The 17,672-nt window shown below is 65.4% G+C and carries 15 protein-coding genes; all 15 read right to left on the reverse strand.

What is annotated here, in order from left to right; translation table 11 throughout:
* Positions 1-96 precede the first annotated feature (96 nt).
* The gene (locus ACZY0Q_RS14715; protein ID WP_463917936.1) at positions 97-1,074 is read right to left on the reverse strand and encodes a carbohydrate ABC transporter permease; all 978 of its coding nucleotides are present in this window, start codon (positions 1,072-1,074) and stop codon (positions 97-99) included.
* Entirely contained in the window at positions 1,071-2,036 is a 966-nt protein-coding gene (locus ACZY0Q_RS14720; protein WP_463918662.1) for a carbohydrate ABC transporter permease, read from the reverse strand. Before ACZY0Q_RS14720 ends, ACZY0Q_RS14715 begins: the two co-directional genes overlap by 4 nt.
* Positions 2,037-2,128: 92 nt before the next feature.
* Positions 2,129-3,469, reverse strand: coding sequence for an ABC transporter substrate-binding protein (locus ACZY0Q_RS14725; protein WP_463917938.1), 1,341 nt, complete (start codon positions 3,467-3,469; stop codon positions 2,129-2,131).
* Between the two features lie 308 nt (positions 3,470-3,777).
* Positions 3,778-4,125 (reverse strand): hypothetical protein, encoded by a 348-nt coding sequence (locus ACZY0Q_RS14730; RefSeq protein ID WP_463917940.1) that lies wholly within the window; start codon positions 4,123-4,125, stop codon positions 3,778-3,780.
* 105 nt (positions 4,126-4,230) lie between these two features.
* Positions 4,231-4,842: a hypothetical protein gene (locus ACZY0Q_RS14735; protein ID WP_463917941.1), complete on the reverse strand. Its 612-nt coding sequence runs from the start codon at positions 4,840-4,842 to the stop codon at positions 4,231-4,233.
* On the reverse strand, positions 4,839-5,408 hold the full coding sequence (locus ACZY0Q_RS14740; protein ID WP_463918663.1) for a hypothetical protein: 570 nt from the start codon (positions 5,406-5,408) through the stop codon (positions 4,839-4,841). Before ACZY0Q_RS14740 ends, ACZY0Q_RS14735 begins: the two co-directional genes overlap by 4 nt.
* Positions 5,409-5,482: 74 nt before the next feature.
* Positions 5,483-5,863, reverse strand: a complete 381-nt coding sequence (locus tag ACZY0Q_RS14745) for a hypothetical protein (protein WP_463917943.1) — start codon at positions 5,861-5,863, stop codon at positions 5,483-5,485.
* The gene (locus tag ACZY0Q_RS14750; protein ID WP_111907359.1) at positions 5,860-6,051 is read right to left on the reverse strand and encodes a hypothetical protein; all 192 of its coding nucleotides are present in this window, start codon (positions 6,049-6,051) and stop codon (positions 5,860-5,862) included. Before ACZY0Q_RS14750 ends, ACZY0Q_RS14745 begins: the two co-directional genes overlap by 4 nt.
* Complete coding sequence (locus ACZY0Q_RS14755; protein ID WP_463917945.1) at positions 6,048-6,539, reverse strand: Asp23/Gls24 family envelope stress response protein; 492 nt, start codon at positions 6,537-6,539, stop codon at positions 6,048-6,050. Before ACZY0Q_RS14755 ends, ACZY0Q_RS14750 begins: the two co-directional genes overlap by 4 nt.
* A gap of 789 nt (positions 6,540-7,328) precedes the next feature.
* Complete coding sequence (locus ACZY0Q_RS14760; protein WP_463917947.1) at positions 7,329-8,924, reverse strand: glycoside hydrolase family 68 protein; 1,596 nt, start codon at positions 8,922-8,924, stop codon at positions 7,329-7,331.
* 403 nt (positions 8,925-9,327) lie between these two features.
* Complete coding sequence (locus tag ACZY0Q_RS14765; RefSeq protein WP_463917948.1) at positions 9,328-13,041, reverse strand: glycoside hydrolase family 32 protein; 3,714 nt, start codon at positions 13,039-13,041, stop codon at positions 9,328-9,330.
* Between the two features lie 40 nt (positions 13,042-13,081).
* Positions 13,082-14,662: a glycoside hydrolase family 32 protein gene (locus ACZY0Q_RS14770; protein WP_463917950.1), complete on the reverse strand. Its 1,581-nt coding sequence runs from the start codon at positions 14,660-14,662 to the stop codon at positions 13,082-13,084.
* Positions 14,659-15,711, reverse strand: coding sequence for an ATP-binding cassette domain-containing protein (locus ACZY0Q_RS14775; RefSeq protein ID WP_463917952.1), 1,053 nt, complete (start codon positions 15,709-15,711; stop codon positions 14,659-14,661). The genes ACZY0Q_RS14770 and ACZY0Q_RS14775 overlap by 4 nt, the downstream gene beginning before the upstream one ends.
* Positions 15,708-16,670: an ABC transporter ATP-binding protein gene (locus ACZY0Q_RS14780; RefSeq protein WP_463917954.1), complete on the reverse strand. Its 963-nt coding sequence runs from the start codon at positions 16,668-16,670 to the stop codon at positions 15,708-15,710. Before ACZY0Q_RS14780 ends, ACZY0Q_RS14775 begins: the two co-directional genes overlap by 4 nt.
* A complete protein-coding gene (locus tag ACZY0Q_RS14785; protein ID WP_463917956.1) occupies positions 16,667-17,671 on the reverse strand; it encodes an ABC transporter permease in 1,005 nt (334 codons plus the stop codon). The genes ACZY0Q_RS14780 and ACZY0Q_RS14785 overlap by 4 nt, the downstream gene beginning before the upstream one ends.
* Position 17,672 lies beyond the last annotated feature (1 nt).

The raw sequence follows: 17,672 nt of genomic DNA on the forward strand, positions 1-17,672 counted from the left end.
CATGCTAGGTGGCGGGCCGCCCGGCGTCACAGTGTTACCTGTCTGCCCGCCACCTTGCGTCTGACCAGCCCGTATGCGGGTCAGCCTGGCGAGCAGTCAGCCCTTGAGGCCGCCGGCCAGGAGGCCACGGACGAAGTAGCGCTGCAGCCCGAAGAACACAGCGAGCGGCACAATGATCGACACGAACGCAGCCGCAGGGTTCAGGTAGTCCCTGTTTCCACGGGTACCTGAGATCTCGGCGAGCCGCTGGGTGATGGGCGCTACGTCTGCTGTTCCACCGGAGAACACCAGCGCCACGAGCAGGTCATTCCAGACCCACAGGAACTGGAAGATGGCCAACGACGCCAAGGCCGGCACGGACAACGGCAGGATGATCCGCCAGAAAATGGTGGTGTGGCCTGCCCCGTCCACCTTCGCGGCCTCGATAACTTCGCCCGGGATCTCCGAGATGAAGTTATGCAGCAGGAAGATACCCAATGGGAGCCCGAACATGGTGTGGGCGATCCAGAGCTGGGTATAGGATCCGGGCGGAATCTGAAGCACCTGGGTGAAAAGCGTCAGCAGCGGAATAAGGGCCATCTGCAGCGGGATGATCTGCAACGCGAAAACGATGATGAACGCCCACTCGCGGCCCTTGAAATTGCCCCATGCGAACATGTAGGCCGCCATGGACGCGAGCACCAGGACAAACACGGTGACGGGGATGACGATTGCCAGGGAGTTGACGAAGTACTGCGAAAGGTTCGCAGACTGCGATCCTGCCGCGGCCGTGACATCGACGTAGTTCTTGAAGGTGAAATCCCAGTCCGCGAAAAAGTTCCACCAGCCATCCGAACGCGGGCCCACCTGTTTGGCCGCCGGACGGATGGAGGATACCAGGAGACCGAACGTAGGCACGGTCCAGATCGTCGCAATGATCACGGCGGCCGCGGTGGCCCACCGTGAGGTCAGCTTGGTCTTGACCCGCCGCATTATCGGCGCAGAATCCTCCGGCGTCGCGGGGCGGGCCTTGTCTTTGCGCGTCTGGGTCCGGGAAGCGTTGGCCGCCTCATCCGGCGCTGGCATGACGGTCATCGGATTTCCCTTTGCTGACGGAGTACGCGGGCGTTGTAGACCACGATTGGCAGGACGAGGAGGAACAGGATGAGGGCCAGTGCTGCGCCCCTGCCCGGTTCGCCGGCACGGAAGGCCTGCGTGTACATCTCGTTGGCGACCACTGAGGTGTCGTAGTTGCCCGCCGTCATGGTGCGGACAATGTCGAAGACCTTCAGCGTGGCTATGGTGATGGTTGTTAGCACCACAACCAAAGAGCCCCGGATGCCGGGAACGGTCACGTTGCGGAACTGCTCCCAGGCGTTGGCGCCGTCGAGGCGAGCTGCCTCAACCAGTTCCATGGGAACACCCTTGATGGCAGCAGAAAGGATCACCATGGCAAAGCCTGTTTGGATCCAAACCATCACGATGATCAGGAAGATGGTGTTTTCCGGGGCATCCAGGAGGAACTGCTTGGGATCCATTCCCAGCATGACGCGCAGGGCGTTAATAACGCCGGTCTGTTCGATGCCCGGGCCACGGTAGTCGTAGACGAGCTTCCAGATAATGCCGGCGCCAACGAATGAGATGGCCATCGGCATAAAGACCAGGGCCTTAAGTACTTTTTCGCCACGGGCTTTATCGATGAACACCGCGTAAGCGAGGCCGAAACCGGTGGAAAGCAACGGCACCAGCACCGTCCATATGACGGTGTTGCGCAGCGTCACCAGCGCCTCGGGCTGGGTAAACATCCAAACGAAGTTATCGACTCCGTTTGGTTGTCCGGAGGCATTCGTGAACGCCAGGATCGATGTCTGCACGGCTGGATAAACCAGGCCGACGAGCATCAGGATTACCGCCGGCGCCAAAAAGCCAACGATCGTTAGTTTGTCTTTGACTGATTTGGGAGCCCTGTCCACAATCAGCATGATCAGCCCAATTAGTGCGGCAAAAACCGCTAAGGCGATAAAAACTTGAAGAAACTTTCCTCCAAGAAACTCCATTGCCCAACCTCCGTGGTGTGCGTGGATCAATTCGTTCAGGGTCAACATTGCGCCCTTGGGACTCGGAGTCCCAAGGGCGCAATGTGAGGAGGTTAGCTCTTAGGCCAGCTGCCTTCGATGCTGTCGGCAACCTGCTGGGCGGGAGCGCCGTTGATCCATGCAACGATGCCCTTCCAGAAGGAGTTGGAACCTACAGCACCGGGCATCAGGTCAGAGCCGTCGAAGCGGAAGACCGTCTTCGGATCCTGCAACAGGGCGATCGACTGCTTGTCGAGTTCCGTCTGGGCGCTGGCCGGGTCCAGTCCCTTGTTGGCGCTGATCGCCCCACCGAGCTTGACACGGTTGTTGGCGAAGTCGGCACTGGCCATGTAGGTCAGGAACGCCTGGACTTCGGGGGTGTCCTTGTAAGCGCCCACCATCTCGCCGCCGCCAGTGATGGCCTGGCCCTTGCTGGCGTCAATTGGCGGCGCCATGAAGGCCCACACATCGCCGTCAGGGGAAACGTTGGTGCCTTCCGGCCAGTTGGCGGCCTGGAAGTTGGCCTGGTGGTGCATGGCGCACTGGCCGTCAAGGACTGGCTGTCCTGCCTGCGCGAAGCCGGTTGTCAGGATGGAGCGCACATCGCCAAAGCCGCCGTTGACGTACTTGGAGTCAAGAAGGATCTCGCCGGTCTTGTTGAACGCATCAACGATTTTGGGATCGTTGAAGGGGATCTGATGGGTCACCCACTGGTCGTAGACTTCGGGGCCTTGGGCACGGAGCACAACATCCTCGACCCAGTCGGTGCCCGGCCAGCCGGTTGCTTCGCCGGATTCAAAGCCTGCACACCACGGCTTCATGGCGCCGTCATCGGCAACCTTGTTGGATAGCGTCAGCATCTCGTCCCAGGTCTTGGGAACTTCCCAGCCCTTGTCCTTGAAGGTCTTCGGGGCGTACCAGATGTAGCCCTTAACATTTGCCAGCATCGGCGCGGTGTAGAAAACCCCGTCAACTGTGCCGTACTTCTTCCAGTCAGCGGACCAGTTCTTGTCCACCAGGTCCGAGACCGCCTTGGGAGCCGGTTTCAGGTTCCCGGCCTTGGCCTGGTCGGCCATGAGCCCGGGCTGCGGGAAGATCGCGACGTCCGGGGCGTTTCCGGCCTTGGCCCGGACCCCGATCTGGGTCTCGAATTCCTTGCTGCCCTCGTACTTGATGGTGGCTCCGGTGCAGTCCTCAAAGGGCTTGAACGCGGTTTCCAGGTTCGTGGCTTCCGTGTCCACGATGGTGGAGTAGACGGAGATGGTCTTGCCGTCGAGCTTGCCGTAGCTCGAGTAGGCGGAGCAATCGCTAGTGGTGGTGGTGCCGCCACCGCCCCCGCCGGAACTACATGCCGTCAGGGACAGTGCCAGAATTCCGGTGGCAGCTACCGGAAGCAGGTATTTGCGGTTTTTCATGCTGAGGACTCCTCGATGAGTTACAGAACTTCAACAGGTGAGACAAAGGTGACCGACATCTTCACGTGGTATGCACCACACACTAATCAGGCCCCGGCAAGAAATGCAAGCGTTTACACACGGTTGTGTCCGAAAGGAGATCTAGGCCCCGGCCCGGGAGGGTTGGGCGCGGCGGCGCTGTTGTCCCAACCGGCGGGGAGCCTTGGACGTGCGGCTATGCTGCCACGGCCGCACGACGGAAGGGCGCCGCGCTCCCGAGGGATCGCGGCGCCCGTGTAGGCATCGTGGGGCATGCCCCAGGGATGGTCCTATTTGCCGCCCTTGAACAGACCGGCGATCTTGGCGCCAAACCCCTTGACGTTCTCGGTCACATTGCCCGCCAGTTCCTTCGCGTTCCCAGCAACATCGCCAGCGAGTTCCTTCGCGTTTTCGGCCACGTCAGCGGCGAGCTCCTTGGCGTTCTCAGCCACGTCACCGTCGAAGAACTCCTTCACGTTCTCCGCAGCTTCGCCGGCGAACTCCTTCACGTTTTCCGTAGCTTCGCCCGTGAACTCCTTCACGTTTTCCGTAGCTTCGCCCGCGAACTCCTTGGCCTTTGCTGCCGCGCCTTCGACGCCTTCGTTTGCCGCTCCGCTGCCAGTTACGTGCTCGCCCATGGTGTTCTCCTAGATTCCCCGGTTATTCCATCCGGACAGTAGTGGTGGCCTATTACCAGGCGATGTCCGCCGGCATCGGCACAATCAGATATCTCCCGCATCACACTAACGGACGCGTTCGGCCCGGCTGAACCGTGTCCTGGCACCGGCACCGATGTGGATCAGGACGGGCGTCCGTTTTCCCACCACTTGGTCCAGCGCATCCACCAAGGCCGAGACCTCGGCCGCCAGGAGATGCGGCGCCACGCCCTGACGCGGCTGGAGCCGGATTTTCAAGGCGGGGCTGCCCTGCACATCGTAAGTTGCGACCGTGGCACCTGCCAGATCGGGCCGTTCAGCCAAGGCGTGCTTCAATGCCTGCTCCGCCACTCCCCCACTGATTCGCACGTCTCCGGCTACTGTCCCGGGATCGTACTCGGCCACCAGCAGGTTGCTCCGGCCTTTGCCCTGCTGGGCGATCCAGGCGACCATCAGGCCGATCAGAACCACCAGGGCAACCGCCATCACAATCCAGAGCCAGCTTTCCGGACGTCCCGGAAAGCGGGTGTTGTCGAAGGACTGGTTGACGCTGCGCCAGGCCGCGCCGGACCAGGCATGCCACCAGGTGCCCAGGGGCGGAACGGTTGCCAGCAGGACGAGCAGGATGCCCACCGCGAGCAGCTTCAGTCCGAGGATACCCAGCAGGATCCTGTTGAGGAGCGAGGGTGTGGCCGTCATGCGCCAATCACTCCTACGGTGGAAATGTTGACGCGGACGTCAGGCACCGGGACAAGCGACATCCCGCCGAGCTCTTCCTGGACCGCGGACAGCACCGCTGCTTCGGCCACTGGAACACCTGACGTGGGGCGCACGTTCACGATGACCTGCCGCCGGGACACCACCACCATGACCTGTTCCGGGGTGACATTGGCGGCGAGCCGGGCGCTGCGCGCCAGGGCGGAGGCGATGACCTCGTCATCGACCACCACGGCGGACGAACTTCCGGTGCCGTTCAGCACGTGCCGGGCACGACTTCCCGGCAGGACGGCGTTGAGCAGGAAAAACAGCCCCACCATGGCTAGTACGGCGCCGCTGGCCCCGAGCAGCAACGGCGGGATACCCGCCGGCAGGGCAACGATGCGCTCCGCCGCCAACTGGGGTTCGATCAGCCATGCCGGCTGCCCAATGGCGTGCACGGCCGCCTCGAGGAGACCGTAGCCAGCCAGCCCCATCACCAGGACGGCCGCCACCGTTGCCACCGCAGCCCGCGAGGAATGTGTTTCCCGGTAAACGACCCGGCGCATGTTGGGTTCCGGCCGGGCCCGGGCGCGGCTTGTTGGCCTCGAATCCGCCACGTCTCCGTCCACTGTTCCGCCGCTCACTGAACCCTGCCTCCCTCAATCGGCTTGACCCCGCTGATACGGATATCCACCCTGCTCAGACGGGCGCCGCTGAGGGCCGTTACCGTCGAAAGGATCCTGGCTTTGGCATCGACCGTCCGGTCCCAAATGGATCCACCGAACGCGGCGACCCGGCCTGCGTCCCTGAGCACGGTGGCCAGCGGCGGGATCCTGATAGGTGACACCAGCGACAACGCCAGCAGGCCGTCGTCGTCCGCCCATTCCGCCCGGACATCGTGGGGCTCCACACCGAGGGCTTCCGCGGCCGCTGTCTTGGCAAGGCTGGTCAGGGCCTGCGTGCTGATGCGGTTGTGTCCGCTCTGGACCCGCCCTTGGATGGATGGTGGCGCTGACGTCATGACGAGGAGCGCCGGCCGATGATGGCATCCAGGACGCCGCGCAGGTCCAGTTTCCCTTCCGCAGCGCGGCCCAGGAGGGCGCCGATGGCCATAAAGAGAAGCGAGACCAGGAAGCCCCACAGCCCGAACTGGAAAGACATAAACGCTACGAACGCGCCCATGGCGATGCCCACAACGGTCAGATTCACAGCAGTGCCTCCCTCTCGGCGACGGCAGGGGCTCCGGCCTTCGCCGGCGGCGCCACGTAGACATCGGTTATTTCGACATTCACTTCAATGACCTGCAGGCCGACGAGTTCCTCGACCGCGCGGTAAACGGCTGATCTGACCTGATCGGCCAGGGAATGCAGGGGCGTGCCGTAGGAGGCCACCAGGCTGATGTCCACCGCCACCTGCGTCTCGCCGACCTCGGCGCGGACACCGGCAGCATGGTCCGAACTGCCGACGGCGTCCCGGATGGCTCCCAGCGCCCGTGACGGGGCCGAGCCCAACGAGTAGACGCCGGGCACGGCACGGGCAGCGATGCCGGCTACCTTTGCCACGGCGGTCTCAGCGATCACGGTGCGGCCGTGTCCGGGCACGGGCGCCAGGCTGGCGGCATGGTGGCTGGTAGCAACCTGGCTGGTAGCGAGCCGGCGCTCGACGCCCGCATCGGGTTGTGGGTTCTGGTATTCCATCAGACACTTCCCCTTCTGTTGTTCCCAACCCTATCCCCTGCTTGTGGAACGCACGGGAATCTGCGGCGAGTCAGGACAGCTTCCGGCCGATCAGCGAAAATCCGGCTTTACCGGTTTCGCTGAACACCGAAGCGTCCGTGTCGGAAAATTTGGAGTTCCCTGCCGCTGACCGGTCAACCGTCAGCGTGCCGGACTGCGCCTGGTAACTGATCGTGAGCCCGCGCAGTTCGATGCCTGCATCCAGGGCACTGCCCGGCGTCAGTTCAACATCGAGGAGCTGGGACCGTGAGGCGAAGTCCTCCCCCAGCGGCTGGCTATACGCGGCGGACTGGGCCTGGGAGCCTTTGGGTAGCGGGGCATTGTCCTTTTAGGCGCTCGTATATAAGGCCACCATGGCCGGCTGGGCCTTGCTGCCCAGCCCCGAGGTGTTGTCAGTGCCCCAGGTGCGCGGCCAGTCGCCACGGGTCATTGGCCGACGACGTTCCGGCACTTTGGCCGGAACCCTCACCCGGGCGGCGTCGGGATTCCCGCCCTGATTCTGCGCGAATCAGCGGTGCAGCCAACAGCAGCCACTGCCAGGAGCAGGGCGGCGGCGGCCAGCGCCGGCCTGCCGGACCTGCGTCTGCCCGGGCTGCTCTGGTGCGGCCGGGAAGCGGCGAAGAAGAACACGGGGTTCCTAAAAATTGAGGCGGGGACGCCCGTGAATGTCACGGACGTCCCCGTTTACTGACTTCGCCCCGATCAGGGGCGGTGCTGGCTAGCCATGGTGCTCGCTAGCGATGGTGCAGGTCACTTGTAGTGGCCAGCACCGCCAACGTTGAGGTTGGTGGGCAGGTAGCCGAACGGGCCAAGGCCGTTCTGGCCGAACGTGCGGTCAACCTGTGAAATTCCGTCGCGGAAGTTGATCTTCACGGTGGGTGACAGGGATCCGCCGCGGACACCGTTCACGTTGTCGATGAAGGACTGCACCAGGCCGCCCGGCTGCACGTAGTGCGAATAGGCCTGGAACTGGCGCCCATTCTGGCTGGGGGTTGGCCGCTCCGGGGATTCGGACGGCAGGTTCAAGTCCGTCGGTGAGGCAAGGGACAGGCCGCTGTTGTTCATCGGCTGGTAGTCCGAGCGCACGCCGTCGCCCACGAAGCCGTAGACGCCGTCGGGGCCGCGCATTCCGGCCGCGTAGGTGAACTGGTGGCTGATGGTGAACAGGTAGTACTTGTTCTTGCCGCCTTCGTTCTGGATGAAGATCTGCGGGCGTTCCGTCTGGTCGTTCACGCAGTTGGCCGAAAGGAGGGGAGGCAGGAAGGACCACTTGGTGAGGTCCTTGTTGTCCGCCACTGCCAGGCCAACGTTGGCGGTCTGGTAGTAGGCCCCGATGCTGTTGACCTCGTCGAGGTTCTCGGCGTTGGGATCTCCCGGCTGGTAGCCGAGGTCCTCGGCCTTGCACTCGTATTCTCCACGGGTACCGCCGGTGTTGCCTTCGAAGACCATGTAGGTCTTGCCGGGGTGTGCCGGGTCCTCGAACGTGTACGGATCGCGGAAAGCGAAGCCGGGGTTCTGCGCCTTGTTCTGGTACATCTTGCCGTCCGGCTCAAGGAGCTTGGTGTGCGTGAAGCCATCGAAGCTGACGCCGTTTTTGTCGGCGTGGATGTTGCCAAGGGCCTTGGCGATGGCAGCGTCGGGGGCGATGCCGCCGCCGCCCGCGTTCCGCTCGGCCACGTCGTAAAACGTGGTGGCCGTGTAGAACATGTTGACCTTGTTGCCCTGCATCAGGCGGGTGGAACCGGACCACTCGGTGTTGCCGATCGAGGCGCCGTCGGCGAAGACATGGCCGCCGTAGTTCCACTTGTCCTTGGCCGGGTCAGCGTTGGTCTTCCGGAAGAAGTAGCCGATCCGGGCGTTCCAGTGGCGCTGGTCGAAGCCGTAGCCCGCCTTGCGGTCGGCGACGAGGGAGAAGATGACGTCCCAGCCCTTGTAGCTGATCTGGTTCGCGTTTTCGTCCGTGAGCGACCAGGTGTCCCAGACCCAGACGTCGTCATTCATGGTGGGGAAGTCTTCGGGGATCTCCGGCATGGTGACGTCCGGGCTCATGGAGTTCGTGCCGGGAGCAACCGTGGAATCGCTTTGCGCCATGATCTGCTTGGCGTCCGCACGGGTCCACTTCGAGGTGAAGTCCGACGCCGGGTCATATGCCTGCTGGCTGTGCGGGGTGGGCAGGGGGAACCCTGGTGTTGGGGCGGGCATCTGCTGCACGGCCGGAGGATCCGACGGCTCGTTGGCCTGTGCTGAGGGAACGGTCAGGAAGACCGAGGCTGCCACAGCTGCCGCCAGTGCTGCGGCGACAGAGCGCCACCGCAGCATCCGGGGTGATTGGGGGTGCTTGTGCATTTTTTGCTCTTCTCGCGGAGTTGTAACTATTCGTGGAAGACGGGCTAATGCCCTGTTCCCCGAAACTCCGGCGACCCGAAGACACAACAGGCGTCATCGAGGACGTCGTTGTATCGAGGGGATACGGGGCTGGGTAGGGCCCCGTGCGTGGCCAGGAACGATATCTGCTGTCTGGCCAACCTCTACGCTATGCACCCTGCGGGGGCCTGCCAAACCGTGTTTCAGTAGCCATTAACCGCTGCGGGCGCCGATTTGTGCAAGCGCTTACATTTCTCAGTACGCGCGCGTTTCATATCGGCGTGGCTGCGTCAAATGTTGCAGTTTCGAATCTGTCTTAGTGACAAGATTCACGCGCCGTTTGCCTGCTGCTCGCCCTGCACCGGCCGCGGCGCCGGCGCAGGCATCAGGGAAGAGCGGTGACCTTGACGTCCTGGTACGCGGCACGACCGTCGAAAACGTTCAGCCCTACTTTTCCCGAAGCTACAGCGGTATCAACCACGTTGATCAGCCGGGCGCCGTCGAGGCTCACGGTAAGCTGGCCGTCCTCTGCCTGCGCTTCCAGCCGGTAGCTCACCCCGTGCGTGAGGAGCAGTGGAACGCTCGCCAGGACACTCGTGGTGGGGTTGAAGGAGCCGTTCTCCAGCTTGAAAATGCGGGCCAGGCGCAGGTTCGGATCCAGGTTGACGTAGTAGGCGGTGGAGGCATCGGCTGACGACCTGAGCAGGACTGAGCCGGCACCCCCATAGCCGCGTTCGGGTGCCCTGTCGCGGTTGAGCAGTGTTCCGCCATATGGCTGGCCGCCGAAACGGACTGTCGCCTCGACTTTCACGTTGGCGTACGTTCCAGCGCTCAGCACTGTGGAATCTTTGTCAAACGTTCCTGCCAGCCCGGCTCCCGTACTTTCCCAGCGGCCCCCTGGAACCACGGAGTAGGAACCCAGGTTGTGGCGTGCCGCGCCTGCTGGTGCCGGCAAAACCTGCGACGGCGGTGCTGTGGTCAGGCGGGACGTGTCCGCGAGCTGGTGGACCTTCGCCGATACCAGCCGGGCCGTGCCGCCGCTGGCTCTGAAGGACAACCCCGTGGCGGTCGGGTCGGGGAAGATCAGCGAGGTCAGTGCCTCTGTGCCGTCACCCCCGAAGACTTCCACGGAGGACGAATCCACGAGGACCCGCACTTTGATCCGGCGTTCTGTACCGCCGCCGGCCAACGCAACAGTGGAGGAATGCCACAGCGTGCCGGAGTTATCAGCCGGATTCCCGGCAAAATACTTTGTGAAGTCCTTTTGGCCGGACGCGGCGCGGTCCACGGTCAGTGTTCCGGCGCCGGCGTCGTAGCGAAGGAGGGTCTCCTGTGCGGCACTCCCGCCGGTCCCCTTGCGGAGTCCGAAGGAGAATGCCGACGCGCCGCCGGCCGAGGGGATGCCCACCTCTGCATCAAGCTCAAAGGACCGCCCGGCAGCGGCTGCCAGCGGGTTGGCCGACGCGGGAGTGACCGTGACATCTGTGGCCTGCCAGGTGGAGGTCCGCAGGCTGGTGAGTTCCGGTACGGGTTCCTGGGCGAGTCTGAACCCACGTCCCGGCACGTCCTTGAGGCTGACTTCGCGGGGAACGCTCAGCTGGCCGTTCCAGCGGCCTGTGGGCGGGCTGAAGGCGTAGTCCCAGTTGCTCATCCAGCCCAGCATGATGCGGCGGCCGTCCGGAGCACCAAAAAAGCTCATCGCCGCGTAGTAGTCGCGGCCCGCATCGGCCTGCAGCACCTGCTCCGGGCCGGTATCGGGAGTGAACGCCGTCCCGTTCCAGGCACCGGTGACATACTGGGCCGCCGAACCGTTAGTGGACCGCACAGCCCCGGTACTCCACCAGAGCACCCAGCGCTTCACGCCGGGCTGGCCGTCGACGGGAAGTTCAAAGAAGTCGGGGCATTCCCACACTCCGCCGCGCACCCACTGGCCATAGCCGAACGTGCTGGCGAAGGTCCATTCCAGCAGGTTGGCGGAGGTGTAGAACCGCAGGTGGTCGCCGGCGGCCACCACCATGATCCACTGTCCCGCCACAGCGTCCCAGGTGACCTTCGGGTCCCGGAAGTCCCAGCCGCCGTCGGGCCCGCCGGGATTCTCCACCGCTGGCGCATCCTGGACAACCGCCCAGGTCCGCCCGCGGTCCTTGCTGTACGCAGCCCGCACCGACTGGTTTCCGTTGGGGGCGTCGTGGTTGAAGCTGGTGTAGAAGGCCACCAGGCCCTGTCCCCCGCCGAAGAGCCCGCTGGCGTCGGTGGTGTCCACCACGGCCGAACCGGACCAGGATTCCCCGGCCGCCAGGTGCGGCAGCGCGATGGGCAACTGTTTCCAGTGCAACAGGTCCGTGCTCACGGCGTGGGCCCAGCGGCCGCGGTCCTGGTGGAACAAGTGGTATTCGCCGTCGAAATAGACCAGGCCGTTGGGATCCGAGCTGTTGCCGGAGTTCTGGCTGTAGTGGTATCCGGGCTGGTACAGGCCGTTCATGTAGGCGACGACGTCATCGGCGCGGACGTTCTGGAAATAGGCGCCGCCACCGCTGACACGCAGCCCGAAGCCACTGCCCGCGGCGCTCCCGGCCGGCCCGCTGACAACCTGGATGCCGTTGATCAGGGCGGTGGCCTCCGTCCCCCGGACGGTGAGCTGGATGCGGTTCAGCTGGCCGACGGCGAAGCTGTCCAGCGGCAGGGGGCCGCTTGCGAGCACCGTTCCGGTGGTCCGCTCCTTCAGGACCGCGGTCCGTGCCCCGGGGTCGATCCTCAGTTCTGTACCGCCGCTGCCGTCGGCACCGCTGCGGACCACGACGGCGGCTGTCGCCGGGGCGGCGACGTCCAGGTCCAGGGACGCCACGACGTCGGACGCCACTGCCGGGATGAAGCGCGCGGCTTCCGCCCCATCCGCGGCGCCGCGCAGGCCTCTCGCGTCGGGTTCCCAGCCGCCGGAGGCAGTCCGCCAGCCCTGGAGGGAGCTTTCCAGCCCCTTGAGCGTGAGGCTCTGAAAGACGGACTCCCCGTTGTAGGAGAGGACTCCCACGTGCCCGGAGCCATGGGCTGCGTCCTCCGCGGTGATGACCGGGGCGAAGCCGTCCGGGTCCAGGAAGTCGGTCTGCCAGTGGACGGCGAGCCGGCCGCCGTCGGCCGTCACCCGGAGCCGGTAGACCTGGTTGGCGGCGATAGGGGTGGTGAAGACGCCGAGCGTGGCGTTGTCTTCAATCCGGTACAGTCGCAGCCGCCCCGCATTCGGATCCACCTCCGCGGCATAGCCCGCACTGCCTGCACTGTTGCTACGGAACAGGACGGCTCCCACGGCATGGGCGGAAGTTATCTGGACATCCGTGGTGAAATCCGTGACCTGCGGGCTCTGGTCACCAGCAATGGCCGTGAGATTCGCACCGGCAGCCGCCACGCCCCGGAGGCCTGTGGCGGATGCCTGCCAGCCGGCGCCGGAGGCGGTCCAGCCCGTGACGTTCGCCTCGATGGAGCGGGCGGACGGTTGCCCGAAGTGCACCTCGCCGTTGTAGGCGTGCAGGCCCAAGTGTCCGCTTTCATACCGCTGGTCCATCGCATCCAGGCGTTCCACTCCGTCCACCACAACGTTGATGCGCGGACCGTCCACGTGGACGTCAACCGAGTAGTTCTGTCCCGTGTCCAGGGGCAGGGCGGCCGGCGGAACCACGTCTTCGCCGGTGGCAAGGTCAAAGAGCCTGACCCGGTCAAGATTGGGGTCAATCGTCGCCGCATAGCCACTGCTGGCATCAGCGGCGGCCCGGAAGAGCAGTGCGCCCACACCGTGGGGACTGCCGGGGTCCACGGACACTTCGGCCGTGTACCGGCCGGTCCCATTGATCAGTTGTTCGCTGACGGCGGCGGCATTCTGCCCCGACGGCACCACGGCGGTGTAGCCGCCTTGGACATTCCGCGTCCAGGATCCGCCAAGCCCCACGGCATCGGGAATAGGACTGGTGGTGCTGTTCACCGTGATGGGCGCGCCAGCGGAAGCCTGCGCTGGACCGGCGAGGATTGCCGGTGCCAGCACGGCCCCGGCGGCGAGCGTGCCGAGCCCAAGGGCGGCGGCAGTGATTCCTGCAACGAGTCTCTTTGACATTCAGATCACCTTTGATCATGGAAATAGGTTGCAGCGGTATCTAGGGGAACAGGGGGCGCGGTTCGCCGAAGATCCCTTCCATCCGCCAGGCGTCGAGCTGCCGCAGGCGCACGTTCCCGTCGGCGGACAGCCGCACGGCAGTCCCGCCCAGGGTGGGATAGACGCGAGCGGTCAGGGGCTTGCCGTTGGCGAAGATCTCCAACGCCGAGCGGTCCACGAGGACTCGAAGGTGAAGCTTGCCGGCGGGGAGCCATACCGGCCCCGACCGCTCCTCCGCGTCCACAGAGCGGTCCAGGCTGCTGCCCGAACGGTCCAACCGCAGCCAGGACTCCCCGCTGCTTCCGGCGGCGCGGCCCACCTCGATGACCGTCTCCTCGGCCGGGCAGGGGCGGGTTCCGGCCGGAGTGACGCCGGAAGCCAGAATCCCGAGCCGGAAGACACTCCCCGGCTCCAGTTCAACGTCCAGTTCCAGGTCCAGCTGGTTGCCGGACACGCCGGCGAGAACACTGCTGCCGGCGACTTCCCGGGGCCCGATCCTGACGTGGTCCCGGCGGAGCGACTCGATCTCCGGCACGGGGGTGAAGGCCAGTTCCCCGTCTGCATCCAGCGTCGTCACGCGCGGCAGGCTCATCACGCCGGACCAGCCGGCCTCCACCATGGCCTCGTCCGTCCGGCCCTCCTGCAGCCAGCCGAACATCACACGGCGGCCGGCGTGGTCGGCGAACGACTGGGGTGCGTAGAAATACCGCCCACCGTAATCGAGGCGGCGCAGCGCGGCGGGCTCGAAGGAGTCTCCGGAATAGCGCCCGGTCCAGTACAGCGGGTGCCGGGTGTCGCCGTCGTCCCAGGCGGAGAAGACGAGCACGTCGTCGGCCGGGCCACCGTCCCCCAGCGGCGCCGCTGCATCCCCCAGCGACCCGGGGCCGGCACGGAACAGGTCCACACACTCCCACATGGTGCCCTCCCAGTCCGTCGCCGCGGGATCACCGGCGGACGCGTCGCCGATCAACAGCGGCCCGATGTAGTTCCAGGTCCGGAGGTCCGCCGACTCATACAGGAACGCCGTGCCGCCGCGGCCCCGGATGCCCGAGCCCACCAGCTGGCGCCAGCGGGAACCCTCGCGCCACACGCAATGGTCACGGTAGGCGGTGACGTCCACCCCGGCCGGCGGGGCGGCGATCACCGGGTTTTCCGGCGCTTTGGTCCAGGTGAGCAGGTCCGGCGAGCCGACCGCCACACACGGCAGTTCGCGTTCGCCGCGCCGGCCCGAATACACCAGGGTGGGCGTGCCGGCGTCGTTCACCAGCACGCCGGACCAGCAGCCGTCAGCGTCCGGAGAGTCCGGCCCGTCCGTGGGTTCCAGCGCGACCGGCTGATCCGTCCACGTGACCAGGTCGGTGCTGGTGGCGTGGCCCCAGAGGATGCGGTGGTGGAAGGCGCCCTCCGGGTTGTACTGGTAGAAGAGGTGGAAAGTGCCGTTCCACTGGCTGACCCCGTTGGGATCGTTGAGCCAGCCCGCGGGCGAGACGAAGTGAAAGCGGGGCCGGTGCGGGTCTGCCTCGGCGCGGATCACGAGTTCGTCCTGCGGCACGGTGGCCAGTGGATGGGCCAGGCCGGTCATGCGGAAGCCATCTCTTCCAGGGGGTCGGTGGCCAACGCGTGGCTGGATGCAGCGGCTGGCGGGCGGTAGAGATGGCAGCGGACCCAGTGCCTGTGGGCAGGATCGCCCACCTGGTGCCGCACGGGTTCGGCGGCGGAGCACAGCTGCTGGGGGTCGCCGTCGTAAGCGCACGACGTCGGTTCCATCACCGCCGCCCGCAGCTCGGCCCGCTCGGACGGATCGTAGGATCCGGTGCGGGCAGGGTCCGGAACAGCCGATACCAGCAGCCGGGTGTAGGGGTGGGCCGGGTTCGCCAGGAGTTCCAGCGATTCGCCTTCCTCCACGAGTTCGCCGGCAAACATCACGGCGATGCGGTCCGCGAGGTACCGCGCTGAGGCTAGGTCGTGGGTGATGTAGAGCATGGAGATGCCCTTCTCGTCCCGGAGCCCGCGCAGCAGGTTGAGGATGCCGATCCGGACCGAGACATCCAGCATGGAGGTGGGCTCATCGGCCAAAATCACCTCGGGTTCCACGGCCAGCGCCCGGGCGATGGCCACGCGCTGGCGCTGGCCGCCGGAGAGCTCATGCGGGTAGGAATTGAGCATGTCCGGGGTGAGTCCCACGGTGGTCATCAGTTCGTCCAGCCTGGTCCGCAGCTGGTCCGGGGTCCCGGCTTTTCCGTGCAGGGTGAGGGAACGCGTCAGGAAGTGTTCGATCCGGTGGACCGGGTTAAGCGAGCCGAAGGGGTCCTGGAACACCATTTGCACCTGTGCCCGGTATTCCTTGGATGCCTGGAACCGGTCCCGTTTCAGGACGTCGTTTCCGTCCAGCAGGATCTGGCCGGCGGTGGGCCGTTCCAGCCGCGCAATGCAGCGGGCGAGGGTGCTCTTGCCGGAACCCGACTCGCCCACGAGGGCAACGATTTCACCCCTGCCAATGCTCAGGTCCACCCCGCCAAGGGCTCGCACGGCCGCGCGGGAGAACAGCCCGCCGCTGTGGAAATCCTTGACCAGGCCCCGTACCTCAAGGGCTGGGGCTTCAAGGGCCGGTGTTTCGCTGTGCTTGCTCATGAGTGAGCTCCTTCCAGGGCGGGCTCGTTCTGGGCCGACTGAGCCTGGGAGACCGGGGCGACAAAATGCCCGGGAGCCGCTTCCCGGAGGTCGGCGATGTTGCTGAACTTCACGCCGTCGGCCAGGCCGGTGAGCGGCACACGAGGTCCCGTCAGGGGTGGGAACGCTCCCATCAGCGCCTGCGTGTACGGGTGGCGCGGAGCGGTATGGATGTCCCTGGACTTGGCCGTTTCCACGATCCTGCCGCCGTACATCACCGCCATCCGATGCGAGAGTTCCACCATGAGGGACATGTCGTGCGTGATGAAGAGGACGGAGAAGCCCAGCTGGTGCTGCAGGTCCTTGATCTGGGCCATGATTTCCTGCTGCACCACCACGTCCAGGGCGGTGGTGGGCTCGTCGAGGATCAGCAGCGAGGGCTTCAGCGCCACGGCCATGGCGATGACAGCCCGCTGGCGCATGCCGCCGGACAGCTGGTGCGGGTAGGACTTCAGCCGGGCGGGATCGATCCGGACCAGTTCCAGCAGTTCGGCCGCCCGCCGCAGGGACTCCTTGCGGGAGTAGCCGGCGTGCGTGGTGAAGATATCGACGATCTGGTCGCCGATGGTCATCACCGGGTTCAGCGAGTTCATGGCCGATTGGAAAACCATGGCCACGTCCTGCCAGCGGAATCGGCGGAGCTCCTCCTTGCCCAGCGTCAGGACGTCCCTGCCGCCGAAACGGATGCTGCCGCCGGCGATCTCCGCGGGGTCGCGTAGCAGCCGCATGATGGCGTTCGCGATGGTGGATTTGCCGCAGCCGGATTCACCGGCCAGGCCAAAGATCTCGCCAGCGCCGATGCTGAAGGAGACGCGGTCGACGGCGGTGGTGGACCGCGTGTCGCCGCGGTACTTCACGGTGAGGTCCTTGATCTCCAGGACGGGCTGGTGCGAGCCGAGGGAGGTCTGTGAGACGGTCATGCCGCTGCTCGCTTTCCGGTGGGGACGGGCTTGGGTTTCTTGATTTTCCTGAGGCGGGGGTTTGTAACCTCGTCCACCGCGTAGTTGATCAGCGCCAGCGAGAAGGCCACCAGCGCGATGCACACGCCGGACGGGACAAAGACCCACCAGCTGCCGGTCAGCAGCGCACCTTCGTTGCCGGCCCAGTAGAGGTTGTTGCCCCAGGAGACCGTGCTTACATCGCCCAGGCCCAGGAACTCCAGGCCGGCCTGGGCGCCGATGCCGTAGATGATGCAGGCCAGGAGGGTGCCCATAACAATGGACGCCATGTTCGGCAGGATTTCGCCGAACATGATCCTGAGCGGCCGTTCGCCGGTGACCACGGCAGCGGCCACGAAGTCCTTGGACCGGATGGACAGCGCCTGGGAGCGCAGCACCCGGGCAGAGCCGGCCCAGCCCGTGACCACCAGGACCAGGATGACGGTGCCAAGGCCGGGCGGCAGGAACGCGGCAAGGATCACCAGGAGTGGCAGGCCCGGCAGCAGGAGGAACACGTTCGTGGTGAGGGAGAGTGCCTCGTCGATGAACTTACCGAAATAGGCCGAGGCGAGGCCCACCAGGATGCCGATGAACGTGGAGGCGAACCCCACGGTCAGGCCCACAAACAGGGAGCTGCGGGAACCGTGGATGGTCAGGGCCAGGACATCCTGGCCCTTGGCCGTGGTGCCCAGCCAGTATTCGGCGTCGGGCTCCTGTGACGCCATGCCGGTGATCTTGGACGGGTTGTCCGGGAACAGCACCGGGGCCAGGAGCGCCAGCGCGATGAAAACGAACAGGATGGCCGCGCCGGTCATGGCCTTCTTGTTGGTCAGCAGCCCGTGCAGGAGGCTCCGGTTGGATTGCCGGACGGAAACCGCGGGCGGAAGCCCGGTACCGCCGTCGGGCGTTTTGCCGGTGAGCGGGTCTGCCGCGCGGGTCTCGCCGGGCAGGCTGGAAGCGGTGTTTTCGATGGAAGTGGTCATG

The sequence above is a fragment of the Pseudarthrobacter lactosi genome (assembly GCF_055412785.1).

Bases quoted from the DNA above. Each gene is read 5' to 3' on its own strand.
- ACZY0Q_RS14775 (WP_463917952.1), bottom strand. From the start codon at position 15,711: ATGAGCAAGCACAGCGAAACACCGGCCCTTGAAGCCCCAGCCCTTGAG.
- ACZY0Q_RS14780 (WP_463917954.1), bottom strand. From the start codon at position 16,670: ATGACCGTCTCACAGACCTCCCTCGGCTCGCACCAGCCCGTCCTGGAG.
- ACZY0Q_RS14770 (WP_463917950.1), bottom strand. From the start codon at position 14,662: ATGACCGGCCTGGCCCATCCACTGGCCACCGTGCCGCAGGACGAACTC.
- ACZY0Q_RS14760 (WP_463917947.1), bottom strand. From the start codon at position 8,924: ATGCACAAGCACCCCCAATCACCCCGGATGCTGCGGTGGCGCTCTGTC.
- ACZY0Q_RS14740 (WP_463918663.1), bottom strand. From the start codon at position 5,408: ATGCGCCGGGTCGTTTACCGGGAAACACATTCCTCGCGGGCTGCGGTG.
- ACZY0Q_RS14765 (WP_463917948.1), bottom strand. From the start codon at position 13,041: ATGTCAAAGAGACTCGTTGCAGGAATCACTGCCGCCGCCCTTGGGCTC.
- ACZY0Q_RS14715 (WP_463917936.1), bottom strand. From the start codon at position 1,074: ATGACCGTCATGCCAGCGCCGGATGAGGCGGCCAACGCTTCCCGGACC.
- ACZY0Q_RS14745 (WP_463917943.1), bottom strand. From the start codon at position 5,863: ATGACGTCAGCGCCACCATCCATCCAAGGGCGGGTCCAGAGCGGACAC.
- ACZY0Q_RS14755 (WP_463917945.1), bottom strand. From the start codon at position 6,539: ATGGAATACCAGAACCCACAACCCGATGCGGGCGTCGAGCGCCGGCTC.
- ACZY0Q_RS14730 (WP_463917940.1), bottom strand. From the start codon at position 4,125: ATGGGCGAGCACGTAACTGGCAGCGGAGCGGCAAACGAAGGCGTCGAA.
- ACZY0Q_RS14725 (WP_463917938.1), bottom strand. From the start codon at position 3,469: ATGAAAAACCGCAAATACCTGCTTCCGGTAGCTGCCACCGGAATTCTG.
- ACZY0Q_RS14720 (WP_463918662.1), bottom strand. From the start codon at position 2,036: ATGGAGTTTCTTGGAGGAAAGTTTCTTCAAGTTTTTATCGCCTTAGCG.
- ACZY0Q_RS14785 (WP_463917956.1), bottom strand. From the start codon at position 17,671: ATGACCACTTCCATCGAAAACACCGCTTCCAGCCTGCCCGGCGAGACC.
- ACZY0Q_RS14735 (WP_463917941.1), bottom strand. From the start codon at position 4,842: ATGACGGCCACACCCTCGCTCCTCAACAGGATCCTGCTGGGTATCCTC.